Origin of the sequence: Sphingobacterium sp. UDSM-2020 (assembly GCF_016132525.1) — a bacterium.
Lineage (GTDB): Bacteria > Bacteroidota > Bacteroidia > Sphingobacteriales > Sphingobacteriaceae > Sphingobacterium > Sphingobacterium anhuiense.
Genome location: NZ_CP066166.1, coordinates 1,730,337 through 1,755,744 on the forward strand (window position 1 = coordinate 1,730,337; position 25,408 = coordinate 1,755,744).

General features: G+C 33.5%; 25 protein-coding genes. All 25 read left to right on the top strand.

Features of this window, described 5'->3' with window-relative positions; all coding sequences use genetic code 11:
* Positions 1 to 15 precede the first annotated feature (15 nt).
* Positions 16 to 1,251, top strand: coding sequence for an O-antigen ligase family protein (locus tag JAZ75_RS07585; protein WP_208700935.1), 1,236 nt, complete (start codon positions 16 to 18; stop codon positions 1,249 to 1,251).
* Positions 1,226 to 2,278, top strand: a complete 1,053-nt coding sequence (locus JAZ75_RS07590) for a glycosyltransferase family 4 protein (protein ID WP_208700938.1) — start codon at positions 1,226 to 1,228, stop codon at positions 2,276 to 2,278. Before JAZ75_RS07585 ends, JAZ75_RS07590 begins: the two co-directional genes overlap by 26 nt.
* On the top strand, positions 2,271 to 3,128 hold the full coding sequence (locus JAZ75_RS07595; protein WP_208700940.1) for a hypothetical protein: 858 nt from the start codon (positions 2,271 to 2,273) through the stop codon (positions 3,126 to 3,128). The genes JAZ75_RS07590 and JAZ75_RS07595 overlap by 8 nt, the downstream gene beginning before the upstream one ends.
* Positions 3,129 to 3,131: 3 nt before the next feature.
* Positions 3,132 to 4,253 carry a GDP-mannose 4,6-dehydratase gene (gene gmd, locus JAZ75_RS07600; RefSeq protein ID WP_208700942.1) on the top strand — a complete coding sequence of 374 codons (1,122 nt, stop codon included), beginning with the start codon at positions 3,132 to 3,134 and terminating at the stop codon, positions 4,251 to 4,253.
* Positions 4,254 to 4,262: 9 nt separating this feature from the next.
* Positions 4,263 to 5,189 (top strand): GDP-L-fucose synthase family protein, encoded by a 927-nt coding sequence (locus tag JAZ75_RS07605; RefSeq protein ID WP_208700944.1) that lies wholly within the window; start codon positions 4,263 to 4,265, stop codon positions 5,187 to 5,189.
* 115 nt (positions 5,190 to 5,304) lie between these two features.
* Positions 5,305 to 6,141, top strand: a complete 837-nt coding sequence (locus JAZ75_RS07610) for a glycosyltransferase family 2 protein (RefSeq protein WP_208700946.1) — start codon at positions 5,305 to 5,307, stop codon at positions 6,139 to 6,141.
* A complete protein-coding gene (locus JAZ75_RS07615) occupies positions 6,138 to 7,040 on the top strand; it encodes an NAD-dependent epimerase/dehydratase family protein (RefSeq protein ID WP_208700948.1) in 903 nt (300 codons plus the stop codon). The genes JAZ75_RS07610 and JAZ75_RS07615 overlap by 4 nt, the downstream gene beginning before the upstream one ends.
* A gap of 400 nt (positions 7,041 to 7,440) precedes the next feature.
* Complete coding sequence (locus tag JAZ75_RS07620) at positions 7,441 to 8,409, top strand: MraY family glycosyltransferase (RefSeq protein ID WP_208700951.1); 969 nt, start codon at positions 7,441 to 7,443, stop codon at positions 8,407 to 8,409.
* Between the two features lie 113 nt (positions 8,410 to 8,522).
* Positions 8,523 to 8,948, top strand: a complete 426-nt coding sequence (locus tag JAZ75_RS07625) for a WxcM-like domain-containing protein (RefSeq protein ID WP_208700953.1) — start codon at positions 8,523 to 8,525, stop codon at positions 8,946 to 8,948.
* A gap of 294 nt (positions 8,949 to 9,242) precedes the next feature.
* A complete protein-coding gene (locus JAZ75_RS07630; RefSeq protein ID WP_232789380.1) occupies positions 9,243 to 9,797 on the top strand; it encodes a winged helix-turn-helix domain-containing protein in 555 nt (184 codons plus the stop codon).
* Between the two features lie 15 nt (positions 9,798 to 9,812).
* Entirely contained in the window at positions 9,813 to 10,781 is a 969-nt protein-coding gene (locus JAZ75_RS07635) for an SDR family oxidoreductase (RefSeq protein ID WP_208700955.1), read from the top strand.
* 52 nt (positions 10,782 to 10,833) lie between these two features.
* Positions 10,834 to 12,117: a nucleotide sugar dehydrogenase gene (locus JAZ75_RS07640; protein ID WP_208700957.1), complete on the top strand. Its 1,284-nt coding sequence runs from the start codon at positions 10,834 to 10,836 to the stop codon at positions 12,115 to 12,117.
* Positions 12,118 to 12,123: 6 nt separating this feature from the next.
* Complete coding sequence (locus JAZ75_RS07645; RefSeq protein ID WP_208700959.1) at positions 12,124 to 13,659, top strand: lipopolysaccharide biosynthesis protein; 1,536 nt, start codon at positions 12,124 to 12,126, stop codon at positions 13,657 to 13,659.
* Positions 13,660 to 13,819: 160 nt separating this feature from the next.
* Entirely contained in the window at positions 13,820 to 14,830 is a 1,011-nt protein-coding gene (locus JAZ75_RS07650) for a glycosyltransferase family 2 protein (RefSeq protein WP_208700961.1), read from the top strand.
* A gap of 3 nt (positions 14,831 to 14,833) precedes the next feature.
* Positions 14,834 to 15,886, top strand: coding sequence for a polysaccharide pyruvyl transferase family protein (locus JAZ75_RS07655; protein ID WP_208700963.1), 1,053 nt, complete (start codon positions 14,834 to 14,836; stop codon positions 15,884 to 15,886).
* Entirely contained in the window at positions 15,886 to 16,986 is a 1,101-nt protein-coding gene (locus tag JAZ75_RS07660) for a glycosyltransferase family 1 protein (RefSeq protein ID WP_208700965.1), read from the top strand. The genes JAZ75_RS07655 and JAZ75_RS07660 overlap by 1 nt, the downstream gene beginning before the upstream one ends.
* The gene (locus JAZ75_RS07665; RefSeq protein WP_208700967.1) at positions 16,987 to 18,075 is read left to right on the top strand and encodes an EpsG family protein; all 1,089 of its coding nucleotides are present in this window, start codon (positions 16,987 to 16,989) and stop codon (positions 18,073 to 18,075) included.
* Positions 18,068 to 18,958 (top strand): glycosyltransferase family 2 protein, encoded by an 891-nt coding sequence (locus JAZ75_RS07670; protein ID WP_208700969.1) that lies wholly within the window; start codon positions 18,068 to 18,070, stop codon positions 18,956 to 18,958. Before JAZ75_RS07665 ends, JAZ75_RS07670 begins: the two co-directional genes overlap by 8 nt.
* Positions 18,955 to 20,094, top strand: coding sequence for a glycosyltransferase family 1 protein (locus tag JAZ75_RS07675; RefSeq protein ID WP_208700971.1), 1,140 nt, complete (start codon positions 18,955 to 18,957; stop codon positions 20,092 to 20,094). Before JAZ75_RS07670 ends, JAZ75_RS07675 begins: the two co-directional genes overlap by 4 nt.
* Positions 20,084 to 21,448, top strand: coding sequence for a phenylacetate--CoA ligase family protein (locus JAZ75_RS07680; RefSeq protein WP_208700973.1), 1,365 nt, complete (start codon positions 20,084 to 20,086; stop codon positions 21,446 to 21,448). Before JAZ75_RS07675 ends, JAZ75_RS07680 begins: the two co-directional genes overlap by 11 nt.
* A 3-nt stretch (positions 21,449 to 21,451) precedes the next feature.
* Entirely contained in the window at positions 21,452 to 22,609 is a 1,158-nt protein-coding gene (locus JAZ75_RS07685; RefSeq protein ID WP_208700976.1) for a glycosyltransferase family 4 protein, read from the top strand.
* Between the two features lie 51 nt (positions 22,610 to 22,660).
* Positions 22,661 to 23,395, top strand: a complete 735-nt coding sequence (locus JAZ75_RS07690) for an acyltransferase family protein (protein WP_208700978.1) — start codon at positions 22,661 to 22,663, stop codon at positions 23,393 to 23,395.
* 47 nt (positions 23,396 to 23,442) lie between these two features.
* Entirely contained in the window at positions 23,443 to 23,778 is a 336-nt protein-coding gene (locus JAZ75_RS26180) for an acyltransferase family protein (protein WP_410528623.1), read from the top strand.
* Positions 23,779 to 23,783: 5 nt separating this feature from the next.
* Positions 23,784 to 24,389, top strand: coding sequence for a sugar transferase (locus tag JAZ75_RS07700; RefSeq protein WP_208700982.1), 606 nt, complete (start codon positions 23,784 to 23,786; stop codon positions 24,387 to 24,389).
* 4 nt (positions 24,390 to 24,393) lie between these two features.
* Positions 24,394 to 25,404: a 3-oxoacyl-ACP synthase III family protein gene (locus tag JAZ75_RS07705; protein WP_208700984.1), complete on the top strand. Its 1,011-nt coding sequence runs from the start codon at positions 24,394 to 24,396 to the stop codon at positions 25,402 to 25,404.
* The last annotated feature ends 4 nt before the right edge of the window (positions 25,405 to 25,408 follow it).

The window sequence follows — 25,408 nt, forward strand, 5'->3', positions numbered from 1 at the left end:
AACGTTACATCTTTTTTGAAATTAGGGATTACTATCTCTTATTTTGAGGCGAACTTATTTTTGTTGACTTTTCTTGTGCTTTTTTTTTACATCAAGGATATCCATAGATTTTTTGGAGATATAAAGCTGTATGCTAGTGATGGTATCTGGATTTCGTTTCTGATTTTTGGTATTATTTCATTATTTATAGGATTACTTCGTGTATTTTTTGATGATCTTCATCCTGATCCTTATATCAGTCCGTCCCCTATCATTCGAGGTTTTATGTCATTAAACAAAATATTTGTTTTTCTTCCACTATTTTTTATTATCCGTAAATATTTAATTGATAATTTTAGTTTGCAAGAGATCAATAGACATTTTATTAAAGCCATGGTTTTAGCGGGAGTCTTACCTTGCCTCGCTGTTATTGTTCAATTTTCAGGAATTGGTTTTAATCTAATTCATAATAATCCTTCTTTTTCGGAAACTTTTCGTATTGAAGACTATCTAGGTGCTCGTCCAGCAGGACTTACAAATGAGGCTTCTTTTTTTGTTTATCAGCTTTTTTTTTCAAATCTTGCTTTGTTTTATGGATATAAAAAGAAATGGTTATCTAGAAATATAACGGTCATTATAGGAACATTATTTTTTATATGTGTAGTACTATCTATTTCACGACTTGGCCAGTTATTATTTGTCATGTTTTATGCCATTGAGTTTGGACGTTTCATCAAGATCTTTAGTATTCGTGGTTTTTTAAAAATGGTTACAATTTTACCTCTTCTTATTATATTACTTTACTTCATAAGCACATTAAATGTTGGAGGATTTAATGTTGGACAACGATTTACAAGCTCATTTCAGGTTGATGCTGATTTATCAACTATCGAGCGTTATGGCAGTTCAGAAGCCCTGTTCAATATGTTGGTCGATAAATCATTATTACTTGGTATTGGTATTTATAATTTTCAATATTATATAAAGGATTATCTACCATCATATATGGATGTGCTTTATTATGGTAAGGGAGAGGGACCTGCCTCATTTAATTTTGTACTACAGATGATGGTGGAGTACGGTTTAATTGGATTTCTAGTGTATGTGACCTTAAATTTTACTATAATAAAAAAGACTAAAAATTTGTTTGTTCAAGACTGGTATTTATATTTATTGATTTTTTCACTATCATTTCAAGTGCTTAATTTCGCTATTCCGTTTGTCATTATGTTTTTTATAACCAAAGATGAAAAAGATTCTATATATTCTTGACCAACCTAATTTGTACGGAAGTGAAATACACGTATTGAAGTTAATTGATATGTTAAAGCATAATTATGATATTACATTGTTATGTTTTAATAATGGACCTTTATTAGAGAGGATACCTAAAGAAATTCATGTAAAAGTATTTCCGATGGGTTGGTTGTCGATTGGAACTTTTCCACATTTAATTAATTTTATAAAGAATGAGCGTTTTGATTATATTCATTGCCATCAGCCCAAAGCTATGTTGTATGGTTCTATGATAGGAAAGCTATTAGGGGTAAAAACCTTTGTAACAGTACATTCATTACCAGAGAATAATAGAGACTCCTATCGACATGTATTTAAACGTTTTCTAGTTTATGCATTTCATACTACTGTTTTATTTTTATCCGAATTAGTATCATCAAAAATTATTTACTTAACGCAATTTAGTCTTAAAAAATCTTTTTTTCAGCATAAGGCGATCTGTATTCCTAATTGGATAGATGTAGATACAGAAGTTAGAATATATAATAGTAGCAAAACTTTAAAGCTAGTTAGTATCGGCAGCGTGAGTTATCAAAAAGGTGTTGACCGGTTGATCGAGGCTTTATATTTGGTCATAGATTTACCATGGGAATTAACGATAATAGGGGATGGTGAAAAAAAATATTTATCAGAACTTCGAGAGAGAATAGATTTGCTGGGGTTGACGAAGCGTATTAATTTTTTGGGATATAAAGAAGATACCGAAAGCTATTTAAAGGTATCCGATTATTTTGTATTGTTATCCAGAGGAGAAACATTTGGGATGGTATATTTAGAAGCGATGAGTGTTGGACTATCCATAGTTGCATGGAATATTCCTGCCGTCTTAGAAGTTGTACCATCATATAATCTCATTATTAATAGTATAAGTCAGTTGAAGAATATATTTACCAAAGAGTACGCTAAAGATTATCAACAGAGAGCAGATCTTAATATTTCATATGTTAAAGAAAATTTTTCGACTTCTTCGGTTTTGAAATCTTATTTAATGATTTATGGTTAGATTTTATTGTTATATTATATTAGAATATTTGTTATATTTCTTATTTGGGTCTCCGAAAAAGAAAGTGGTCAGATGTAAAACACGTCAAATAGTTAATTCAAATGAAGTCATTGTACATACACATGAATGGGCAGGCTATGAATTTGAAAGAAAAAAAGTAATCAAATATATTGAAAAGGAATTTGTTTGTGGTCTGAGGTTTGCTATTAAAAGATTGACAGCTTATACTGGAGGTTTCAAACTTAGGAAAATATTAACTATTTCTGATAATAATACAGATTATATTTCTAAACTTGAAAATTCTGACTTTTTTGATTCCTCTTTCGAAATTTATTCTGTTCCTAACATAGGAATGGATTTTAGTGGCTATAATTATATTTATAGAAACTGCCTGAGTGAAGATAATCAATATTTATTTCTGACTAATACCTCTGTCAATGGAGAATCTCAACCATTTATTGATGAGTATATAAAAATTTTAAGCGATAACCCTCAATTAGGTTTGTTAGGAATATCCTATAGTTCTAAAATTTATCAAACTTTAGTAAAGTCTAATTATACACCTCATGTTCAAAGTTTTTTCATTTTGACAACGACTGATGTGTTAAAGGAGATCGTTCACGCTAATGATGGGATATTCCCTGGCGCAGAAGAAAATTATAAATTAAGTATTATACGATTTGGTGAGGCTAAGCTATCCCAGATAGCAAATTCTTTAGGATATGATATCGGAATTGTTAATGAAAATGGTGCTTTGCAGATATTGCCAACTATTAATGACTCAAGCTTGGTGGATGGAGATTATCGTCTGTATGTTAAGGAGCCCAATAGAATAAATAGAATAAAATAGAACATGAAGAAAGCATTAATTACAGGGATTACAGGACAAGATGGAGCCTATTTAGCAGAATTATTATTGGAGAAAGGATATATGGTTCATGGTGTCAAAAGACGAGCATCATCATTCAATACCCAACGTATAGATCATCTGTATCAAGATCAACATGAAAATAATGTAAATTTTAAATTACATTATGGCGATTTGACAGATTCTACAAACATTATCCGTATTATCCAAGAAGTTCAACCAGATGAGATTTATAATTTGGGAGCGATGTCGCACGTAAAAGTATCGTTTGATTCTCCAGAATATGTTGCTAATGTAGACGGAATTGGTACTCTTCGTATATTGGAAGCAGTGCGCATTTTGAAACTAGAGGAAAAAACTCGTATTTATCAAGCCTCTACATCTGAGTTATACGGAGGAATGGCAGAAAATAAAAATGATAAGGGCTTTTATGATGAAAATTCTCCATTCTACCCTCGTTCTCCCTATGGTGTAGCTAAAATATATGGATTTTGGATTACTAAAAACTATCGTGAGGCGTATAATATGTTTGCTTGTAATGGAATTTTGTTTAATCATGAATCTCCATTAAGAGGTGAAACATTTGTCACACGAAAGATTACAAGAGCTGTTTCGAAGATTGCTTTAGGGATACAAGATAAATTATATCTTGGTAATTTAGATGCGAGAAGAGATTGGGGCCATGCGAAGGATTATGTCGAAGCAATGTGGTTGATTCTACAACAAGACCAGCCAGAAGATTTTGTTATTGCAACTGGAGTAACAACCACTGTAAGAGATTTTGTGAAAATGTCATTTTTGCAAGTTGGAATAGATCTTGAATTTAGAGGTGAAGGTGTGGATGAAGTGGCTACAGTGAAACAATGCAATCATCCAGACTATCAAATTGCTGTCGGAACTGATGTTGTTTCAGTTGATAAAGCATACTTCCGCCCTACTGAGGTTGACCTTTTAATTGGAGATCCTACAAAATCTAAGACAAAATTAGGTTGGACACCAAAATATGATCTACCTCTTTTAGTACAAGAGATGATGGAATCAGATCTTAAATTGTTCGAAAGAGAAGCTGCCCTAAAGGAACTAGGTTGTCAAATTAATAATCAGTAAGAATAGATAATGCAGAAAAGTGATAAAATATATATAGCGGGGCATCGTGGGATGGTGGGGTCTGCAATTCTACGTGAATTAAAAAATCAGGGCTATCATAACTTTATTTTAAAAACTTCTGAAGAGCTGGATTTAAGAGATAGTCATGCTGTGATGAATTTTTTTAAAGACGAGCGACCGGAGTATGTATTTCTTGCTGCGGCAAAGGTTGGGGGGATTATTGCAAATAACTCCTATAAAGCTGATTTTATATATGAAAATTTGATGATTCAGAATAATGTTATTCATCAATCTCATATCAACAACGTCAAGAAATTGATGTTTTTAGGTTCTTCATGTATTTATCCAAAATTTGCTTCTCAACCATTACGTGAAGAATATTTATTAACAGGTGAGTTGGAGCCAACAAATGAGCCATACGCCATAGCAAAAATTGCTGGTATTAAGATGTGCGATTCTTATAGAGACCAATATGGTTCTAATTTTATATCCGTGATGCCAACAAATCTTTATGGACCAAATGATAATTATGATTTAAATAATTCGCATGTACTTCCAGCATTGTTAAGAAAGTTCATTACTGCTAAACGACTAGGTGATCGTGAGGTAATTATTTGGGGTACAGGAAAGCCACTAAGAGAATTTCTGCATGCAGATGATTTAGCTAATGCCTGTATATTTCTAATGAAAAATTATGATGAAAAAGGAATTGTTAATATTGGTGTAGGCGAAGATATTTCAATATCTGATTTGGCAAAATTAGTGAAAAAAATTGTTGGATATGATGGTAATATTGTTTTTGATGAAACTAAGCCAGACGGTACACCGAGAAAATTGATGGATGTTTCTAAATTAAATGCTCTTGGATGGAATGCTAGGATAACATTAACTGAAGGAGTCAGTGAAGTTTTTCAAGCTGTGAAGGACAAGTTTTAAATTTATATTTTTTTCTTCGGTATAAAACTGATTTCATTAAAATTATTGATGATACGGATAGGAATTATGAAAAGTACGTTCCTTTCCATCTAATAAGCATTACATTTACTTTTTTATGAAAATTGAAACATTAAAAATATCTGGGTCCATAGTATTATTCAAGAACGAAGAAAATATTCTTCAAGACGCTATAGCTTCATTTCTCAATACAGATTTAAATGTTTTACTATATTTAATTGATAATTCCCCTACAGATATTCTTAGGAGAATTTGTGAAGACAGGAGAGTCATATATATTCATAACCCTTCCAACCCTGGTTTTGGAGCTGCTCATAATATTGCTATTAAAATGGCAGCAAAAGATAATGCTGACTACCACTTGGTTTTAAATCCAGACGTTTACTATAATAATGGGGTTTTAGAGGAGTTGACGCAGTATATGGAAGATAATCGTGATATAGGCAATATTATGCCTAAAGTATTGTATCCAAATGACGATACTCAGCACCTCTGCAAGCTTTTGCCTACTCCATACGATTGGATAGGTCGAAGGTTTAATCCAATAAAGAGTATGGTAGCGAAAAGAAATGATTTGTTTGAGCTTCGGTTTACTGGTTATGACAAAATTATGGATGTTCCTTATTTATCCGGATGTTTTATGTATTTGCGAATGTCTGCTATAAACAAGGTGGGGCTTTTTGATGAACGGATTTTTATGTACGGAGAGGAAACTGATTTGTGCCGTAGATTGATTGATGGAGGGTACCGTACTGTATTTTATCCAAAAGTGCATATCTACCATCATTTTGACAAGGGATCACATAAATCATGGCGATTAACGAAAATTGGTATGCAGTCAGCCCTCTATTATTTTAACAAGTGGGGGTGGTTCTTTGATAAAAAGAGAAGTTTGATTAATAAGTCAATCTTATCTAAACTAAAATCATCATGAGTGGAGCATTAGTTTTTGGAGGTAGTGGTTTTATAGGTCAAAATTTATTGAATATTTCTAATCAATATTCCACTGTTAGCTTGAGGGATCCGAATTGGAAGGAGCAAGTAGATGGATCAGAAACTTGGATAAATCTTGTTGGTAAAGCTCATGATCATAAAGGAGAAGCAAGAGAAGAGGATTATTATTATGCAAATGTTCAATTAGTTAAAGAAATATTTGAAGCTTTTGTTTTATCTGAAGCGAAACTGCTAATTCATATCAGTTCGTTAGCGGCAATAGAAGAATTTGAGTCTGATAAAGCTTTGTCTGAGACTGATGACTGTTCTCCTGTCTCTTGGTATGGAAAGTCTAAACGAGCCGCTGAAGAATGGCTACTTAGTCAAGAACTTCCAAACGATAAGAAATTGATTATCCTTCGACCACCAATGGTACATGGTCCTGGTGATAAGGGAAATTTAGGATTATTATATAAGTTTATTTCAAAGGGAATACCTTATCCTCTTACCGCATTTGATAATAAGAGATCACTCATTTCAATCCAAAATTTCTGTTATTTTATTGAACAAATAATTACTCATAACCATAAGCTAGAGACTGGTATTTATCATATTTCAGATGATGAGCCTATGTCGACGAGAGAGATTATTAATGTTATTAAGGAGGTAACGGGTAAAAATATCATGAATCTCTCTATCCCAAAATTTTTGATAAAAGGCATTGCTAAAGTTGGAGATGTAATTCCTATACCACTAAATACCAAACGGCTTAAAAAGTTAACAAGTAATTTGCTGATTTCCAATCAATATATAAAAAACACGCTTACAATCAGCAATTTACCTTTAACTGCTAAAAAAGGATTAGAAACAACTATCAGATCATTTTGGGAAAAAAAATAATCTTTAATCTTTTTCTCAAGAAGAAATGTTATAGGTTTTTTAAAAAGATTATCCATTTTGCAATGGATGATCTTTTTTGAAGAATTTTTAATGTCCCATCAATATAAAATTCCTGATCAATTATACTAATTTCTATTTATCCAAATATTTTGAGGCAATCGTTTGTAATAGGATGTTGAGCTTGGTAATAAGTCGCTATTTATTAAATTTGCGTGAAAATACCTAACTTGAATATGAATTGTTACAAAATTGATATTGAAAAATATAAGCCATAGCACTTTAAAATCGCGTAATTGAGAATTTTTTCATTTTAGCTGTAACGTTTTAAATAGATTTAACGTTAAGTAAATATATAAGACAATAATGATTATATTTGGATCTTTAAATATTAACGATATTCATGGCATATATCTTTACCGTTATATTATTATTTGTGCTCGAGCTTTTTTATTTTAAGATAGCCGATAAGTTCAATATCATTGATAAACCAAATGAGCGTTCTTCGCATAGTACTATTACTTTACGAGGCGGTGGTATTATTTTTTATATTGCTACATTGATATTTTTTATTCAATCTGGTTTTTCGTATCCTTGGTTTATGCTAGGCTTGACGCTAATGGCTACTATTTCTTTTTTGGATGATATTTTAGAAATTTCCACTCGATTGAGATTGGGTATTCATTTTACATCTGTTTTATTGATGGCTTTTCAGATGGGTATATTTTCACCACCTTGGTACTATATTATCATCACCTTTATTATTGTTGTTGGTGTCATCAATGCTTACAATTTTATGGATGGCATAAACGGTATAACTGCGCTCTATAGTTTAGTAGTGTGTGCACTTTTATACTATGTGAATCAAACAGTCAATTTTATAGAACAGGATTTCTTGATTTATGCATTGTTAGGAATATTAGTTTTTGGCTTTTTTAACTTTCGTAATAAAGCCAAATGTTTTGCCGGTGATGTTGGTTCTGTTGGTATCGCATATATTTTATTATTTGCATTAGGCAGTTTGATTTTCAAGACCGGTGATTTTATTTATATCTTATTTCTTGCGGTTTATGGTGTTGACGCGATCTGGTCTATTGTACGTCGTTTATATCTTGGCGAGAACATTATGGAGGGACATCGTACGCACTTGTATCAATATCTCGCTAATGAAGCGGGTTACAATAGATTGTTAATTTCGAGCATGTATGGATCGCTTCAATTGCTTTTAGGTATTTTAGTAATTTATTTTGCTCAGTTTGACGGTAAGATAAAATGGTTTTTTGCAGTATTAATTGTCGTATCTCTAAGTGCAGTATATTTAGCCTTGAAAAATTATATTATCAGACAGTATGTACTCAAATTAGCTAAATAACTGTTAGAATTTTTTATCGTTTTTTGTAGCATTAAATGTTGCAGTTCGTTTTGATAAGAAACAATTATTTCTCAAGCTATCTTTTATTTAGATAGCATCTTTTTAATTAAATTATGATTACAAATATTAAAGGCGGTATTGCTCAAGATGAGCGGGGAGGGATTCGATTTGTCAATGATTTTGATATGACACCTATAAAGCGGTTTTATATTATAAAAAATATAGATACATCACTCATCCGCGGATGGAGAGGTCACCGTATTGAACAAAGGTGGTTCTATGTTCTAGAAGGTTCTTTTTCTGTTGATATTGTCAAGATTGATAATTGGGACAATCCATCTTCAGACTTACCAGTTGAAAATTTTGTTTTAAGTGCTCGTGATTTAGAAATTCTTTATATTTCTGAAGGATATGCAACCGCTATTCGTGCACTAGAGGAACGAAGTGAATTATTGGTTCATTCTGACTACCCACTTTCTCATGCGCCAGAAGATAACTATACTTATCCAATAGATTATTTCGTCAATATGAAGAGATAAGGATTTACTATATATCCTTATTTAAACTGATAAACAGCTATTATAATGATAGCTGTTTTTTTTATTTAACTTGGCTTCGCTCTTATTCTAGATTTTACCCTAATTTCAGTACATCAGCAACATTGCTTTTTCCTGTTATTATGGAGCTTATATAGTTGGCAAGATACTGTAGTTAATATCCATTTCATAACGAACTAATATAAGGTTTTCAATTGAGCACATGAATTGTTAGGAGTTCAGATTAAAAAATGCAGATTTTCTTAACAAATTTTTAATTTGGAGATTTAATTTCTGTTGAGTACTTTTGTTGCTCAAAGACTAATCAACCCTATGCTGGATTCGCTGATAACATCCAAAACAAGACTGAAGCTTCTGATCAAATTTTTTGTTTCAGCAAGCAATCAGGGTTATTTGCGAGGGCTGGCCGATGAATTTCAGGAATCGACCAACTCAATACGGAAAGAGCTCAACCAATTGGAAGAAGCAGGATATCTAGAAAAGAATTCAGAAAAAAATAAGATTTTTTATCGTGCCAATACTAAACATTCGTTATTTCAACCACTTCAAAAGTTAATTCATACTTTTTTAGGTATTGACGAGATTGTCGATCATATTCTTGGTAAAGCAGGTGATGTACAGTCTGTAAGTCTTATTGGTAACTATGCCAAAGGCTTAGATTCTGGTCATATTGAAGTTCTTATTTTAGGTGAAAATCTAAACGAGGCATATTTATTGCAGTTAGCGGCAAAGGTTGCTCTAAAATTGAACAAAGAGATCCAACTTTATTTCAATGAGCCTCAGAAGGAGGCGCATCACATTAATTTGTATATAAAAAACGTAGAAGTATAAATATTTTCAATAACAATGAGTAAAATATTAATAACAGGCGGAGCCGGATTTATCGGATCCAATTTGACGGAACATTTCTTAGGTAAAGGCTATCAAGTTGTTGTTTTGGATAACTTTGCTACAGGACATCGTCAAAATTTGGCGCAGCACGCTGAAAATCCTAATTTTTCTTTAATTGAAGGCGATATCCGCAATATTTCTGATTGCGAGTTAGCTGTTCAAGGTGTAGACTATGTGTTGCATCAGGCCGCATTAGGTTCAGTTCCACGTTCCATTAAAGATCCGCAGACCACTAATGAGGTCAATGTTACCGGTTTTTTAAATATGCTGGTTGCCGCGCGTGATGCAAAAGTGAAGCGTTTTGTTTATGCAGCATCTTCATCTACCTATGGCGATTCAGAAAATCTTCCTAAAGTAGAAGATATTATTGGCAAGCCGTTATCACCATATGCGATTACGAAGTATGTTAATGAGTTGTATGCTGATATTTTTTCTAAGACCTATGGTTTAGAAACAGTTGGTTTGCGTTATTTTAATGTATTTGGCCGTCGTCAAGATCCAAATGGAGCATATGCAGCCGTTATCCCATTATTTGTAAAGAAATTTATGAATCATGAAGGTCCTGTGATCAATGGCACCGGAGATTACTCACGTGACTTTACCTATATTGACAATGTGATCCAGATGAATGAATTGGCTATGAGGACGGAAAATCCTGATGCAGTTAATACCGTTTATAATACCGCAGTAGGCGATCGTACAACATTGACACAATTAGTTGGTTATTTAAAAGAATATTTAACCGAGTTTGATGCCGATATCGCTAAAGTAAACGCTACATATGGTCCCAACCGTCAAGGTGATATTCCACATTCGTTAGCTTCTATCGAAAAGGCAAAGACTTTGTTAGGATACGAACCAACACATACGATCGACAAAGGCTTGAAAGAAGCAGTACAATGGTACTGGGACAATTTGAAGTAGATCAAGTGAAAAAAGATATTTATTAAAATCTAAATACCAAAATATAAATTAGATGAAAAAAATTGCTGTTATAGGTTTAGGATATGTAGGCTTACCATTAGCCCGCTTGTTTGCTACAAAATTTCCAGTAGTAGGCTTTGATATTAATCAGAAGCGTATCGATGAATTACGTTCAGGAAAAGATTTAACATTAGAAGTTGAAGATGATATTTTACAAGCTGTTTTGGCAGAAAATAATCCCTTTACTACAGGTCTTAACAGTTTATGGTGTTCCAATCAATTAACCGATATTGACCAAGCAAATTTCTATGTAGTCACGGTACCTACACCAGTTGATAAAAATAATCGTCCAGATTTGACCCCTTTATACAAAGCTTCAGAAACGGTGGGTAAAGTTTTGAAAAAGGGCGATATCGTCGTTTACGAGTCTACGGTTTATCCAGGTGTTACGGAAGAAGAATGTATTCCAGTTTTAGAGAAAATATCGGGATTAAAATTTAACGTTGACTTCTTTGCAGGCTATTCACCAGAACGTATTAATCCAGGAGATAAGCAACATACAGTAGAAAAAATATTAAAAGTAACAGCAGGTTCGACACCGGAGATTGGTTTAGAGGTAGATGCTGTTTATAAACAAGTTATTACAGCTGGTACTCACTTAGCACCATGTATTAAAGTTGCTGAAGCGGCTAAAGTTATTGAAAATTCACAACGTGATATAAATATAGCATTTGTCAATGAGCTGGCTAAGATTTTCAATATTTTAAACATTGATACCCATGCCGTTTTAGAAGCTGCAGGTACCAAATGGAATTTCTTGCCATTTAAACCCGGGTTGGTTGGAGGCCACTGTATTGGAGTCGATCCATATTATTTGGCTCAAAAAGCACAAGAGCATGGTTACCATCCAGAGATTATCCTAGCAGGTCGTCGATTGAATGATTCAATGGGTGAGTATGTCGCTTCGCAAGTGATCAAGACGATGATCAAAAAAGGTATCAATGTCAATGGAGCTGAGATCCTGATGTTGGGTGTTACCTTCAAGGAGAATTGTCCAGACGTACGTAATACTAAGATTGTTGATGTTATTGCAGCACTTGAGGACTATGGTGTTCAGGTGACGGTATACGATCCATGGGCTAATCCCGCAGAAGTAGAACATGAGTACAAGCTTGTTAGTACAAAAGATTTGCCAGTGGGTAAATTTGATGCCATTGTTTTAGGCGTAGCCCACAAAGAATTTTTAGATCTAGATTTTATCGCATTAAAAAAGGAAAATGCTATTGTATATGATGTGAAGGGCATTATTTCGGATAAAGCGGATAATAGACTATAATACTTTATGTCTGCTTCCAAGTCCATCGCTAAAAACACGCTTTTTCTATATGTTAGAATGTTTTTCATTCTGGCAGTCTCCTTATATACGTCTAGGGTCATTCTACAATATTTAGGAGTAGAAGATTTCGGGCTTTATAATCTTGTAGCTGGGGTTGTGGTTCTATTCTCATTTTTGAATGGTGCCATGACCGCCGCAACACAACGGTTTATTAATTTTGAAAAAGCAAGTGATGACGTTATCAAGATAAATCACGTTTTTTGCATCAGCATGAACATTTATTTTCTCATCTGTGCTATTGTTTTTTTGCTGGGCGAGACTGTTGGACTCTGGTTTTTAAATGCAAAACTAAATATTGCTGCAGATCGTTTGTTTGCTGCCAATGTTATTTATCAGATTTCTTTGATAACTACTGTTATCAATATTCTAAGGGTACCTTATAATGCTGTTATTTTAGCTTATCAAAGAATGTCATTTTATGCTTTTTTAGGTATTGTTGAGACTGTTGGAAAATTGTTAATTGTGTTTTCTTTGGCATTATTTAGTTTTGATAGACTTATTGTCTATTCGATATTATTAGCATGTTTAACATTAGCGATTAATGGTTTTTATTATTTATTCTGTGTAAGAAATTTTAAGGATCAGACAGCATATCGTTTTATCAAAGATAAAGTCTTGTTTTCAAAGATGACTGTATTTTCGGGATGGAGTTTATTTGGTAATGTTGCTCTTATGGGGACTAATCAAGGTGTAAATATTATTTTAAATTTATTTTTTGGGGTACTTATTAATGCAACGATAGGGATTGCAAATCAGGTAAATACAGCTATTTATTCATTTATATCTAATTTTCAAACGGCTTTTATGCCTCGAATTACACAGTCTTATGCTGAAAATAAGATGGAAGAGCATCAAAAACTGGTTTTGCAGACATCAAAAATGTCATTTTATTTATTGATCTTGATTTCATTACCCATATTAATAAATACGGAGTTTGTCATGACTTTTTGGTTAGGTAAATTTCCCGATTATGCAGTTCAGTTTACCAAATTAATAATTGTTTTTTCTTTATTTGATGCGCTTTCAGGTCCATTGTGGATGTCTGCTAATGCTGTTGGTAATATTAGGGTTTATCAGCTAGTGATATCATGTTTATTGATTCTGAATCTTCCTTTATCTTATTTGTTATTACATCTAGATTATTCCCCTATTTCGGTGATGGTTTTAAAGGTGGTGGTTAATTTTTTGGTATTTATATTCCGAATAGTATATGTCAACTTAAAGATTCAGTTTCCCAAAAGGATGATGTTTCAGTATGTAGCGCAACTTTCGCTTATCGTTGTTTCGTTATATCTATTGTATTATTTATTTGATCAATCTGGAAAAATCAACAATATATTAAATGCTGCTATTGTCAGCATTATATCGGTGCTTATTTTGTCACTTTGTATATTTTTTCTTGGGATGTCGGTAGGGGAGAGGACATTTGTTAAGAATCAGATTAGTAAATTGAAGAAGAAATTTTTTTCTTTAGGGAAGTAATGTGTATTTTTTGTTATAAACAGACTTATTTATGAAGCGAATATTTAAAAGATGGTTATATAGGTTCAAGTTGAATTTAATCTTAGAACACACCATTGTAAGCAAGTTTTTAATTGCAAGAAGTTTATAATGATGAAGATATTAAAGTATATTACAGGTTATGATATTTAAAAAGGGGTTAGTCTCCGTAATTCTGCCTTGTTATAATGTGGAGCAGTATTTGACTCGTGCCATTGAATCGGTATTGAATCAAAGTTATAGCAACTTTGAATTGTTAGTTATTATTGATGGGTCACCTGATAATAGTAAATTAATAGCTGAGGAATATGCAAAAAAAGATGATAGAATTAAAGTGTATGAAAAGCCCAATGGAGGTTTGTCCGATGCGCGCAACTACGGGTTGTCTAGAGCTGAGGGTGAATTTGTATATTTTATGGATTCTGATGATTGGATTGAGACAGATCTTTTGATGGACAATGTGAAAGTCTTGGAAAATGAGGGGTTGGATTTTGTTGTATTTGGCTATATACAGGATGATGAAGATGCGACAGGAAAAGTGACGCATTCTACAGTGGTTGTGCCAAAAGATCGATCTTATCATAAAGATAACAAAGATTTAAAGATCGATAATACATTATTGGGTTTATTGGGATATGCTTGGAATAAAGTATATAGACGACAGTTTCTGGAGACATTTTCTCTGCGATTCGATAAGGGTATATCTTTAGTTGAAGATATTCTGTTTAATGCTCAAGTTTATACGCATTCATCGCAATTAAGGACAGTGGATAAAGCCTATTATCATTATCTTAATCGTCAGACTATAACGTTGGTGAAGACATTTCATCAAAGTTCCTTTGAACTTGTGAAAATGAAGATACAGGCTCTTGATAAGTTTCTTATAAGCTGGAATGTAGAATCGCCAGATCTTGTTTTATCGCAGAGTTTAATGGTTGGTATTCGGTATTGTTTTAATAATTTATTTGCGTATAAAAATCAATTGACGTTTCTTCAAAAGGAGAGTTTAGTGCGTCAAATTTTGAAAGATGATAAGACTGTATATTTGATAAAATTTTATATTCCACGATCCTTTAAGGATCGTATTTTTAAATTTTTAATTAGCATTAGGTTTTCTTTGGGTATTTGTCTAATTATGAAAATAAGTAAGTAAGATATGGTTAGTAATTTATTAGATTTTAGGGCGAAATATGGTATTTTGCTGTTTTTGCAACAATTTAAAAGTTTTAAGTATTTTAAAAACACGAAGCTTGATTCCTCCAAAAATCAAGTTTATATCTTTTTAGCAGCAGATTATGGCAATTTGGGCGATGTAGCAATTACATTTGCACAAACAAAGTTTCTGAAGGGAAATTCCAATTTCCAGGTTGTGGAAATTCCGATCAGCCAAAGCTTGGAAGGTCTTTGTTTTGTACGTAAACATATTAAAAAAGGGGATGTCGTAACTACTGTTGGCGGAGGGAATATGGGCGATCTATATGATCAGATCGAATATATCCGTCAATTAGTGATTGGTTTCTTTCCAAATAATAAGATTATTTCTTTTCCCCAAACGTTTGATTTTTCTGAAACTGAAAAAGGTCACAAAGCACTTGATCGTGCTAAACGTGTTTATAATAGTCATCAAGATCTACATATTATTGCTAGAGAGCAAACTTCCTTTGGGTTGATGAAAAAACATTATACAAACGCAAATGTTTTACTGACACCTGATATTGTATTGTCTTTAAATGAGATCGAGCCAAAGCAAGTGCGCAAAGGAGCAGTTATTTGTATGCGTAAAGATGCAGAGAAATCTTTATCACAAGAACAAAATGACTATATCATTGAGGCCATTCATCAGCAGTTTGACGATGTCGCCTATTATGATACACACATTACTCGAGGTGAACTCACTGTGGCAGAACGTGAAGAAGAGCTATACAAAATATGGAATAAATTTAAGGGCGCGGAGCTGGTCATTACAGATCGTTTGCATGGCATGATATTTTGTTATATAACTGGTACCCCATGTTTGGTTTTTCAAAATAATAATCATAAAGTGCGTGAAACGTATGATTGGTTAAAGGACACAAGTTATGTAACGCTAATGGGCAATTTTTCAAAAAGCAACATAGATGATTACTTGAGTAATCAAGTGTATAGTAGCCCTGTGAACTATAAGAGTTTGACGGTTCAATATCAGGTTTTAAAAGACATCTTAGCATAATGAAAAGAATACTGCAAGTAGTGGGTACTATGCATCGTGGCGGAGCCGAGACGATGGTCATGAATTTTTATCGTGCTATTGACAAGAGTAAGTTTAATTTTGACTTTGTTTACTTTACAGATGAGAAATGTGATTATGATGAAGAGATCCTATCTTTAGGAGGTAAGATTTATCGTATACTGGATAAAAATCCAGTTAAACGAATAATTGCTTTAACTACACTTATCAAAAAAAATCCGCAGTGGGATACCGTACATGCACATACTTTATTCAGTATTGGTTTTCATTTACTAGCAGCAAAAAGAGCTGGAATTAAGAAAAGAATTGCTCATGCGCATAGTACAAATGATGCTGCAAATCAATCGCTTGTAGGAAAGATCTATCAATATATTGCGCTTAAGTTCATCAATAAGTATACTACTATTCCATTAGCTTGTGGAGCGGCGGCTGCAAAATATTTGTATCCGTACGTTAGCAATACAACGATAATCGCAAATTCTATAGATGTGCATCGTTTTGCTGATATTGCAGAGCAAAATGGAGATTATCTCAGAAAGGAATTTAATTTAAAACCTGAAACCCTAATTTTATTACAATTAGGACGGTTAAATGGTATTAAAAATCCTTTTTTTTCCCTCGCTATTGCAACGGATTTAAAAAAAAGAAATATTAATTTTAGACTTTTTTTTGTAGGTAAGGGTGAAGCCAGAGAAGAATTGATTAGAAAAATAGGAGAACATGGTTTAGCAGAGGAGTGCTATTGCCTTGGTTTACGTACGGATGTTGCAGCGCTTCTGGCTGGTTCAGATTTAATGTTAATGCCATCCTTATATGAAGGTTTTCCAATGGTTCTCGTCGAAGCCCAGGCTTCAGGCACACCAGCTTTGATTTCAGATGGAATTTCACCAGAAGTTGATCTAGGAATTGGTTTAATTGATTTTCAATCGTTGAAAAATTCACCTGCACATTGGGCTTCCGAAGCACTAGAAATTGTAAAGCGTAAAAAGAGTAATGCTGTCGAGCGCGTACGTATTTTAGAACATTTAGGTTTTGACGTTTTGAGTAATGTAAAACGTTTAGAAGAATTATATAAAAAGTAGATGAGTATTGATTTTATCCCTATAGCTTCCTATAGTCCGATTTATTATCATGTTTTATTGATAATAACCTTAATTACATTTTTGTATACACAAGGGAGAAATATTGATGATGCCAATAATTTGCTTTACATCAAGATCGCTGGATTTTTGCTATTTTGGTTTGTATTGCTGTATATGGGACTAAGACCCATAGATGGTGTTTTTGCAGATATGAAGACCTACGCTCGAATTTTTGATAGATATGAGCAAGGTGCCATTATTCGTTCTGATAAGGATCTTTTCTTTCACCTTTTTATGAAAGCAAGTAGTGGTATAATGTCTGCATCGGCTTTCTTTTTTGTTTGTGCTCTTTTCTATGTATACCCCTTATATTTTTTAAGTAAACGTTGGTTTGGGCAGTATTGGTTTTATGCCTTTTTGATGTTGGTCGGTTCATTCTCCTTTTGGGCCTATGGCACCAATGGAATACGAAATGGAATGGCTACGTCATTTTTTTTAATGGCTATGTGTCAAACTAAAAAGCCCTATCAGATTTTTTGGCTATTTCTATCTGTCAATTTCCATGGATCCATGTTTTTACCAGCAGCGGGTTTAATCGCGACATGGTTCTATAATAAACCTAAGGTCTTTTTCTATTTTTGGTTACTTGCTATACCCCTCTCTTTATTATTACCTGGTTTTTGGGAAGGTTTGTTTGCTTCTTTAATAGAAGATGATAGGACTGTTTATCTCAGTGATGATAAGTATGCAGACTCCTTCAGTAGTACTGGGTTTCGTTGGGATTTTTTATTGTATAGTGCGACCGGTGTTTTCGCAGGCTGGTATTATATTTTTAAACGAAAATTTAATGACCCACAATATATTCGGTTGTTCAACACTTTTTTGTTTGCCAATGCTTTCTGGATATTGGTTATTCGCGCGTCGTTTTCGAATCGTTTTGCCTACCTAAGTTGGTTTATGCTGGCTTTAGTTATTATCTACCCTTGGTTAAAGGTCTATTTCGTCAATAATCAGGTGAAAAAAATGGGTTTGATTTTGATTGCATATTTTGCCTTTACTTATCTGATGAACATTTTTATATATGGATAAAAAGATACTTACGGTGTTTACACCGACCTATAATCGTGAAAGTTTATTGCCTAATCTCTATAAAAGTCTGTGTAGTCAGACAAATCATGATTTTCTTTGGCTAATTATAGATGACGGCTCTCAAGATCGTACTGGAGAATTAGTAAAAAAATGGCAAGCGGATGGTTTAATTACCATTCAGTATCATTATAAGGAAAATGGCGGTATGCATACTGGACATAATAGCGCTTATGAGCTGATTCAAACAGAATTAAATGTTTGTATTGATTCAGATGATTATATGCCTGATAATGCGGTTGAACTTATTTTAGAGAAGTGGGCTTGTGTTGTATATAAAGATAAATATGCAGGGATCATTGGGCTAGATGCTTTTACAGATAACAGTATTGTCGGATCAAAAATACCTGAAAATCTGTCTGATGGGAGTCTAAGCGATTTATACAAAAAATACGGGGTAACAGGAGATAAAAAAGTAATTTTGCGAACTGATGTTGTCAAAAAGTATCCTGCGTATCCCGAATATAAAAATGAGAAATTAGTTCCATTGGGGACGCTATATACGTTGATTGGTGCTGACTATTCATTCTTATATAGTAATGATATTTATTGTATTGTTGACTATCAGCCTGATGGCTCTAGTCATACTATTTTTCGTCAATATAAGCAGTCTCCTAAAGGTTTTGCATATGCTAGAAAGATTCATATTAAATATGCAGATAATCTTTTAACAAAACTCAAAGGTTATGTTAATTTAGTGTCATCGGCTTTGTTTGCAAAGGACATATCTTTAGCCTTTAAAGGTGTAAATCCTATTTTAACAATTTTAATGTTTCCTTTTGGTACTTTGTTATATTTATATATCCGTTTTAAGATAAAGAAATGAATCAACCTATTCGTGTATTGCATATATTTACCATTTTGAACCGTGGTGGCGCTGAATCCATGGTGATGAACTATTACCGTCACATGGATCTGGAAAAGGTTCAATTTGATTTTTTGGTACATCGAGAAGAAATCGGGGTATTTGAAGATGAGATAATCAAAATGGGAGGTCATATCTATCGATTGCCTGCTATTAACCCTTTATCTCCGCAAAAGTATAATCAGGCGTTTGCACATTTTTTGACACAACATCCGTATCAGATAATTCATTCGCATATCAATACCTTTAGTTTTTATCCGTTGAAAGTGGCTAAAGAAATGCATGTTCCTATTCGAATAGCGCATGCACATACTACAACCCAAAAACTTACTCCAAAATTTGTATTCACTCGCCCTTCAGAAGCGATCAAAATTTTATTTAAAGATCTGAATAAATACGCAGTTAAAAAGCAGGCAACGCATTTGTTCTCTTGTGGTAAACGAGCCGGAGATTGGTTGTTTGGAAATGATGCTTACAAAATCATTCCTAATGCCATTGATGTGGCCAAATATGTCTATCATCAAGATCGTGCTTCTGCTGCTCGAGCTCAATATAATCTTGATAACCAATTTGTTGTTGGACACATTGGCAATTTTACCCACCCCAAGAATTATCCTTTTATTTTACACGTATTTAAACAAGTAAAAGATCTTCATGTTAATAGTAAACTCGTATTAGTCGGGGGAGGGCCTTTGGAGACAGTTGTAAAAGATTTGGCCAAAACTTTGGGCATTTTTGATGATATTCTATTTCTTGGTATCCGTAAAGATATACCCGATTTACTTCAAATGATGAATGTTTTTATTTTCCCTTCTCATTATGAAGGACTCCCTGTTACCTTAGTCGAGGCACAGGCATCTGGCCTGAAGATTTTTGCCTCCGCTAATATTTCAGATGAAGTCGCAATGACCGATGATGTTACATTTTTATCATTAACAGATTCGGCTGAATCATGGGCACATCAAATGCTTAGCCGTATGGATGATGTACGCCACGATAATACTGAGCGATTAAAGAAACATGGTTATGATGTCGTAACCAGTTCAATAGCATTGGAACAATTTTATCTCACTAATTATTCTAGCAATGAAAGATAAGATATACAAAATATTGCCCGATTTCATGCAGGGAATATTAATTTCTCTATATAATTATCTCGCCTATAAGGATCGCTACGGTTTAAAGTATAAGGAGTACTTTGAACTATTTAAAAAGAATAGGCATTTAAGTTTGGACGAACTTCAAAAAAATCAGCAAGAACGATTTCATCTTTTCTTATCCGATGCGATCAAGAATGCACCTTTTTACAAAAACTATCCTTTGATACGACTAGATCAGCTAGCTCAATTGCCTATTATTAAGAAGGAAGATTTACGTCAGCATATTCATCAAGTGTATACGGTATCCAAGGCAGAGGGCGTGGTGTCAAAAACAGGTGGGACAACCGGAAAATCTTTGGAAGTTCTTTTTACAAAGGAAAATACGCAAGAGCGCTTCGCGCTTTTAGACGATTTTAGAAATCGTTTTGGATATCAATTGGGAAAAAAAACAGCTTGGTTTTCGGGTAAAGATTTGTTGACACAAGCAGATGTTGAAAAGCATCGATTTTGGAAAACAGATTGGTTCTATAAGGTGAGGTATTACTCAACATTTCATATTAAAGAAGATTATCTTAAATATTATATTGAGAATTTAATGCACTATAAGCCTGAATATTTTGTCGGCTTTCCTTCAACCATCTTGGAGTTGGCAAAATATGGACTGAAAAATGGATATGATTTCCCTGAAGGTACAGTAAAAGCTATTTTTCCAACAGCGGAGACGATTACTTTGGAAATGAGAAAAACGATTGAGTCATTTTTTAAAACCAAGATGTACAATCAATATGCATCTTCTGAAGGGGCTCCTTTTATTTTTGAATGTGAAAAGGGAAACCTACACTTAGAATTGCAAAGTGGAGTCTTTGAAGTGCTTGATGAAGATGATCGAGCTTGCAATTCGGGAAGACTTGTGATTACGTCATTTACGACGGCGGGTACACCGCTTATCCGATATGATATTGGTGACTCTATTTCCCTTGAAGACGCAGCGCTAACGTGTACTTGCGGTAATCATAATCCCTTAGTGAAAGAAATTTTGGGACGTGTAGACGATTATATTTATTCACCTGAAAATGGTAAAATTAATTTAGGAAATGTCTCTAATACCTTAAAGGATACTAAAGGAATTATTCGATTTCAGGTGATTCAAAATGAATTAAATAAGATTGATGTCCTGGTGATAAAGGATGATCGCATATATACAGATGTAACGGAAAAAAAATTCCTTCAAAACTGGAAAGATCGGGTTGGTAATCATATGATTATAAGCGTAAAGTATGTGTCAGAAATTCCTGTTGAAAAAAGCGGTAAATACCGTCTTGTTAAAAATAATATAAAACATCTTATCTAGATTATGACGAAGGAAAAACTGATTCGTATTACGACTGTTCCTATTTCACTTAAAGTTCTACTTAAAGGACAGCATCGCTTTATGAAAAGTAAAGGTTTTGATGTTTTAGGAGTCTCTTCTGCTGGAAAGGAGCTGGAAGAAGTGCATGTGGAAGAAGGGGTTCCAGTCGAAGCATTGCAAATGACGCGGACGATTGCTCCACTGCAGGACTTAAAGGCCTTATGGGCATTTTATCGCCTATGTAGGAGGGAGAAGCCAGTCATTGTACATTCGCATACCCCTAAAGCGGGTATCGTCGGTATGCTCGGAGCTCGTTTGGCAGGAGTGCCTATTCGTCTGCATACTGTAGCAGGTATGCCTTTAATGGAGGCTACAGGGTTAAAACGAAAAGTTTTGGATTGGGTCGAAAAATTGACATATGCTGCCGCAACTGGAGTTTATCCAAATTCCAAGGGATTGTATGACTTTATTGTCCAACATCACTATACGGCTAACGAAAAATTAAAAGTAATTGGCAATGGATCTTCTAATGGTATCGATACTTCTTTTTTTTCAAGAGAAAAATTGGAAGAGGCTGATTTGATTCAATTAAGAACATTTTTAAATATTAAAGAAAACGACTTTGTTTTTGTATTTGTAGGGCGTCTGGTAGGTGATAAAGGGATCAATGAATTGGTATCTGCGTTCGTTCAGTTGAATCAAGCAAATGTCAAGTTATTGTTAGTAGGGCCCCTAGAGTCCGATCTGGATCCCTTAGCACCTGAAGTACAACGTGAGATTGATACGAATCCCAATATTATTGCTGCAGGATTTCAGAAGGATGTTCGGCCCTATTTTGCTATTTCCAATGTTTTGGTATTTCCGAGTTATCGCGAAGGTTTTCCAAATGTTGTGATGCAGGCTGGTGCATTAGAGTTACCAAGTATTGTATCCAATATAAACGGCTGCAATGAGATTATTATTGAAGGGCAAAATGGTACTATTATACCTGTAAAAGATTCGGAAGCAATCCAAATCGCCATGGCGAGATTTGTAGGTGATGTGGAATTTTACAATCAATTAAAGGTTAATGCAAGAAAAATGATTACTGAACGCTATGAGCAAAAGGTCGTTTGGGATGCATTGTTAGCAGAATATAAACATGTATTAAAAAACGTATAGGTTATCTGCGGAATAGTATTTAAAATACATGAAAGTTTAGTTTTATTAGAAATGAAGAATCAAATTGTTTTTCTCCCAGGACTTAATGGTATAAGAACCATAGCGGCATTGGGCGTATTATTTTCACATATTAATTTAGCATTGCTAGATTTTGGAATTGATAATTTTTCTTTATTTGGTTATACAAATGAAGGAAAGTTGAAGGGGTGGATGTTAGGTGGACACGGAGTTACTATGTTTTTTGTATTAAGTGGCTTTTTAATCACATATTTATTGCTAAAAGAGTTTGAAAAAACCAATACTATAGACATAAAAAAATTCTATATGAGGCGAATTTTACGAATTTGGCCTTTGTATTTTTTTTATGTATTGTTGACACTGGTTGTGATGTGGAATCAGATCAATATTGATTTCAACTTGGTATATTATTTAACTTTTTTTGCTAATATTCCATTTATTCAAGAGCATGGATATATGGGAATGTTACATCTTTGGTCTATAGGAGTAGAGGAACAGTTTTATCTGTTTTGGCCGTTGCTGTTTGTCTTCTTTATTAGAAGGAATATTTTTATTAGAATAACATCTATTATAATAATGTTATTTCTGATTTTCCGGATTATGATGTGGTATTTTTTTCCTTTTTCCGAAATAGCACTTTTTTCATCAGTAAATAGATTTGATTGCATGCTTTTTGGTGGACTAGGTGCATATTTGTATTATAATAAAGTAAAATCATTGATATCCTTAATTCATATATGGCGCAGTATATCAGTTGGGGTATTATAGCTTTGCTCATATTAGGAAAGTTTCAACTTATTAATACTATTATTGAGATGTTAGTTGTTGTATTAATTACTTTAATTATAATAATTGGCCAAGTAAAAGTTCAACATCGAGTAGTAAACTTAGAAAATAAGGTTTTTTCATATATTGGTAAGCTCTCTTTTGGTTTGTATGTATATCATCCTTTAATTATACTTATTTTCAGTAAATACTTAAAATTCAATTTTTTTGATTCTGATACACTAAATGCAGTAATCGTGTTTATTACTGTTTTAGGATCTTCTATAATCATCTCTCATTTGAGTTATTATTACTTTGAGAAGAAATTTTTAAACAGGAAAGTCAAATTTTCTATTATTGAATCTTCAAACGTTAAAGAAGTATAATTATTATGTATAAGCATTTTTTAAAGAGAGTGATTGATTTTATTGCGGCTTTGATTGGCTTGATTTTGTTATCGCCTATATTTTTGGGGGTTACCATTTGGTTATATTTTGCAAATGCGGGTAAACCTTTCTTTTTTCAAGCTCGACCAGGTAGAAAAGAAAAGATCTTTAAGATTATAAAGTTCAAGACCATGAACGACAAGAAAGATCAAGAAGGTAATTTACTGCCTGATGCAGATCGTTTGACAGCCATAGGTACTTTTGTAAGGAAAACATCATTGGATGAACTACCTCAATTGATCAATGTGCTAAAGGGTGATATGGCACTAATTGGTCCCAGACCATTATTGCCTCAATATCTGCCTTTGTATAGTAAAAATCAAGCACGTCGCCATGAAGTTAGACCTGGTATTACGGGTTGGGCACAGGTGAATGGAAGAAATGCAATTTCGTGGGAACAAAAGTTTGATTTTGATGTTTGGTATGTGGATAATCTTTCAGCGATTATAGATATAAAAATATTATATTTAACAGCAGTAAAAGTGGTAAAACGAGAAGGTATTTCTGCCGAGGGCGTTGTTACTGCCGAAGCATTTAAAGGAAATAAATAACCATATGGGAGCATCAATTAAAGCAATAGAGTTCTACTTACCAGAGAACAAAGTTAGTAATGAGGATCTTTTAGCGAAATTCCCAGATTATGATTTTGCTAAATTTGAAAAAAAAGTTGGTATTAAAAACCGTTATTGGGTATCTGAAGAAGAGACCGCATTAGACTTGGCTGTTAAGGCATGTCACAAGCTTTTTTATAAAATCGAAAAGGAACAAATTGATTATGTCATTTATTGTACTCAAAGTCCAGAATATTTTTTACCTACTACAGCATGTATCTTGCAAGAAAGGTTAGGCTTATCAACAGACATTGGTGCTTTTGATTATAATTTAGGTTGTTCGGGTTATGTTTATGGTGTGAGTTTAGCGAAAGCTTTAATCGAGAGTGGTCAAAGTGAACATATTCTCCTTGTGACAGCAGAAACATATTCCAAATATTTGCATCCTGATGATAAATCAAATCGAGCTATTTTTGGAGACGGTGCCACGGCTACATTAATATCTAAAGATACTATAGGTGGTTTGAAAAACTTTTCGTTTGGAACGGATGGAAGTGGTGCGCAAAAACTAATCATCAAGAATGGAGCAGGTCGATATCCTGTTGACGTAGATGCTGCTTTGTTAACTTATGGAAGTGATAATCAGTATACCGATAATCATCTGTATATGAATGGGCCGGAAATTTTCAACTTTACAGCTGAAAACATACCCAATTTTACGCAAAAAGTCTTGGATAAAAATAATCTGCAGATTGATGATTTAGATTACTTTGTGTTTCACCAAGCAAATGCTTTTATGTTGGAGTTTTTGAGAAAACGCATTAAAGCAGAAAAAGAAAAATTCTATATTGATCTTGAAGATGGTGGGAATACCGTTTCGAATACGATTCCAATTGCATTAAAACGATTGGCAGATAAGGGAACGTGGGATGGAAGAGCAAAAGTAATGATTGTCGGCTTTGGTGTTGGGTTGTCTTGGGCAGGAGGCGTAATTGAAATCGAAACAAATATATAAAATC

Bases quoted from the DNA above. Each gene is read 5' to 3' on its own strand.
- JAZ75_RS07590 (WP_208700938.1), top strand. From the start codon at position 1,226: ATGAAAAAGATTCTATATATTCTTGACCAACCTAATTTGTACGGAAGT.
- JAZ75_RS07595 (WP_208700940.1), top strand. From the start codon at position 2,271: ATGGTTAGATTTTATTGTTATATTATATTAGAATATTTGTTATATTTC.
- gmd (WP_208700942.1), top strand. From the start codon at position 3,132: ATGAAGAAAGCATTAATTACAGGGATTACAGGACAAGATGGAGCCTAT.
- JAZ75_RS07605 (WP_208700944.1), top strand. From the start codon at position 4,263: ATGCAGAAAAGTGATAAAATATATATAGCGGGGCATCGTGGGATGGTG.
- JAZ75_RS07610 (WP_208700946.1), top strand. From the start codon at position 5,305: ATGAAAATTGAAACATTAAAAATATCTGGGTCCATAGTATTATTCAAG.
- JAZ75_RS07615 (WP_208700948.1), top strand. From the start codon at position 6,138: ATGAGTGGAGCATTAGTTTTTGGAGGTAGTGGTTTTATAGGTCAAAAT.
- JAZ75_RS07620 (WP_208700951.1), top strand. From the start codon at position 7,441: ATGGCATATATCTTTACCGTTATATTATTATTTGTGCTCGAGCTTTTT.
- JAZ75_RS07625 (WP_208700953.1), top strand. From the start codon at position 8,523: ATGATTACAAATATTAAAGGCGGTATTGCTCAAGATGAGCGGGGAGGG.
- JAZ75_RS07635 (WP_208700955.1), top strand. From the start codon at position 9,813: ATGAGTAAAATATTAATAACAGGCGGAGCCGGATTTATCGGATCCAAT.
- JAZ75_RS07640 (WP_208700957.1), top strand. From the start codon at position 10,834: ATGAAAAAAATTGCTGTTATAGGTTTAGGATATGTAGGCTTACCATTA.
- JAZ75_RS07645 (WP_208700959.1), top strand. From the start codon at position 12,124: ATGTCTGCTTCCAAGTCCATCGCTAAAAACACGCTTTTTCTATATGTT.
- JAZ75_RS07650 (WP_208700961.1), top strand. From the start codon at position 13,820: ATGATATTTAAAAAGGGGTTAGTCTCCGTAATTCTGCCTTGTTATAAT.
- JAZ75_RS07655 (WP_208700963.1), top strand. From the start codon at position 14,834: ATGGTTAGTAATTTATTAGATTTTAGGGCGAAATATGGTATTTTGCTG.
- JAZ75_RS07660 (WP_208700965.1), top strand. From the start codon at position 15,886: ATGAAAAGAATACTGCAAGTAGTGGGTACTATGCATCGTGGCGGAGCC.
- JAZ75_RS07665 (WP_208700967.1), top strand. From the start codon at position 16,987: ATGAGTATTGATTTTATCCCTATAGCTTCCTATAGTCCGATTTATTAT.
- JAZ75_RS07670 (WP_208700969.1), top strand. From the start codon at position 18,068: ATGGATAAAAAGATACTTACGGTGTTTACACCGACCTATAATCGTGAA.
- JAZ75_RS07675 (WP_208700971.1), top strand. From the start codon at position 18,955: ATGAATCAACCTATTCGTGTATTGCATATATTTACCATTTTGAACCGT.
- JAZ75_RS07680 (WP_208700973.1), top strand. From the start codon at position 20,084: ATGAAAGATAAGATATACAAAATATTGCCCGATTTCATGCAGGGAATA.
- JAZ75_RS07685 (WP_208700976.1), top strand. From the start codon at position 21,452: ATGACGAAGGAAAAACTGATTCGTATTACGACTGTTCCTATTTCACTT.
- JAZ75_RS07690 (WP_208700978.1), top strand. From the start codon at position 22,661: ATGAAGAATCAAATTGTTTTTCTCCCAGGACTTAATGGTATAAGAACC.
- JAZ75_RS26180 (WP_410528623.1), top strand. From the start codon at position 23,443: ATGTTAGTTGTTGTATTAATTACTTTAATTATAATAATTGGCCAAGTA.
- JAZ75_RS07700 (WP_208700982.1), top strand. From the start codon at position 23,784: ATGTATAAGCATTTTTTAAAGAGAGTGATTGATTTTATTGCGGCTTTG.
- JAZ75_RS07705 (WP_208700984.1), top strand. From the start codon at position 24,394: ATGGGAGCATCAATTAAAGCAATAGAGTTCTACTTACCAGAGAACAAA.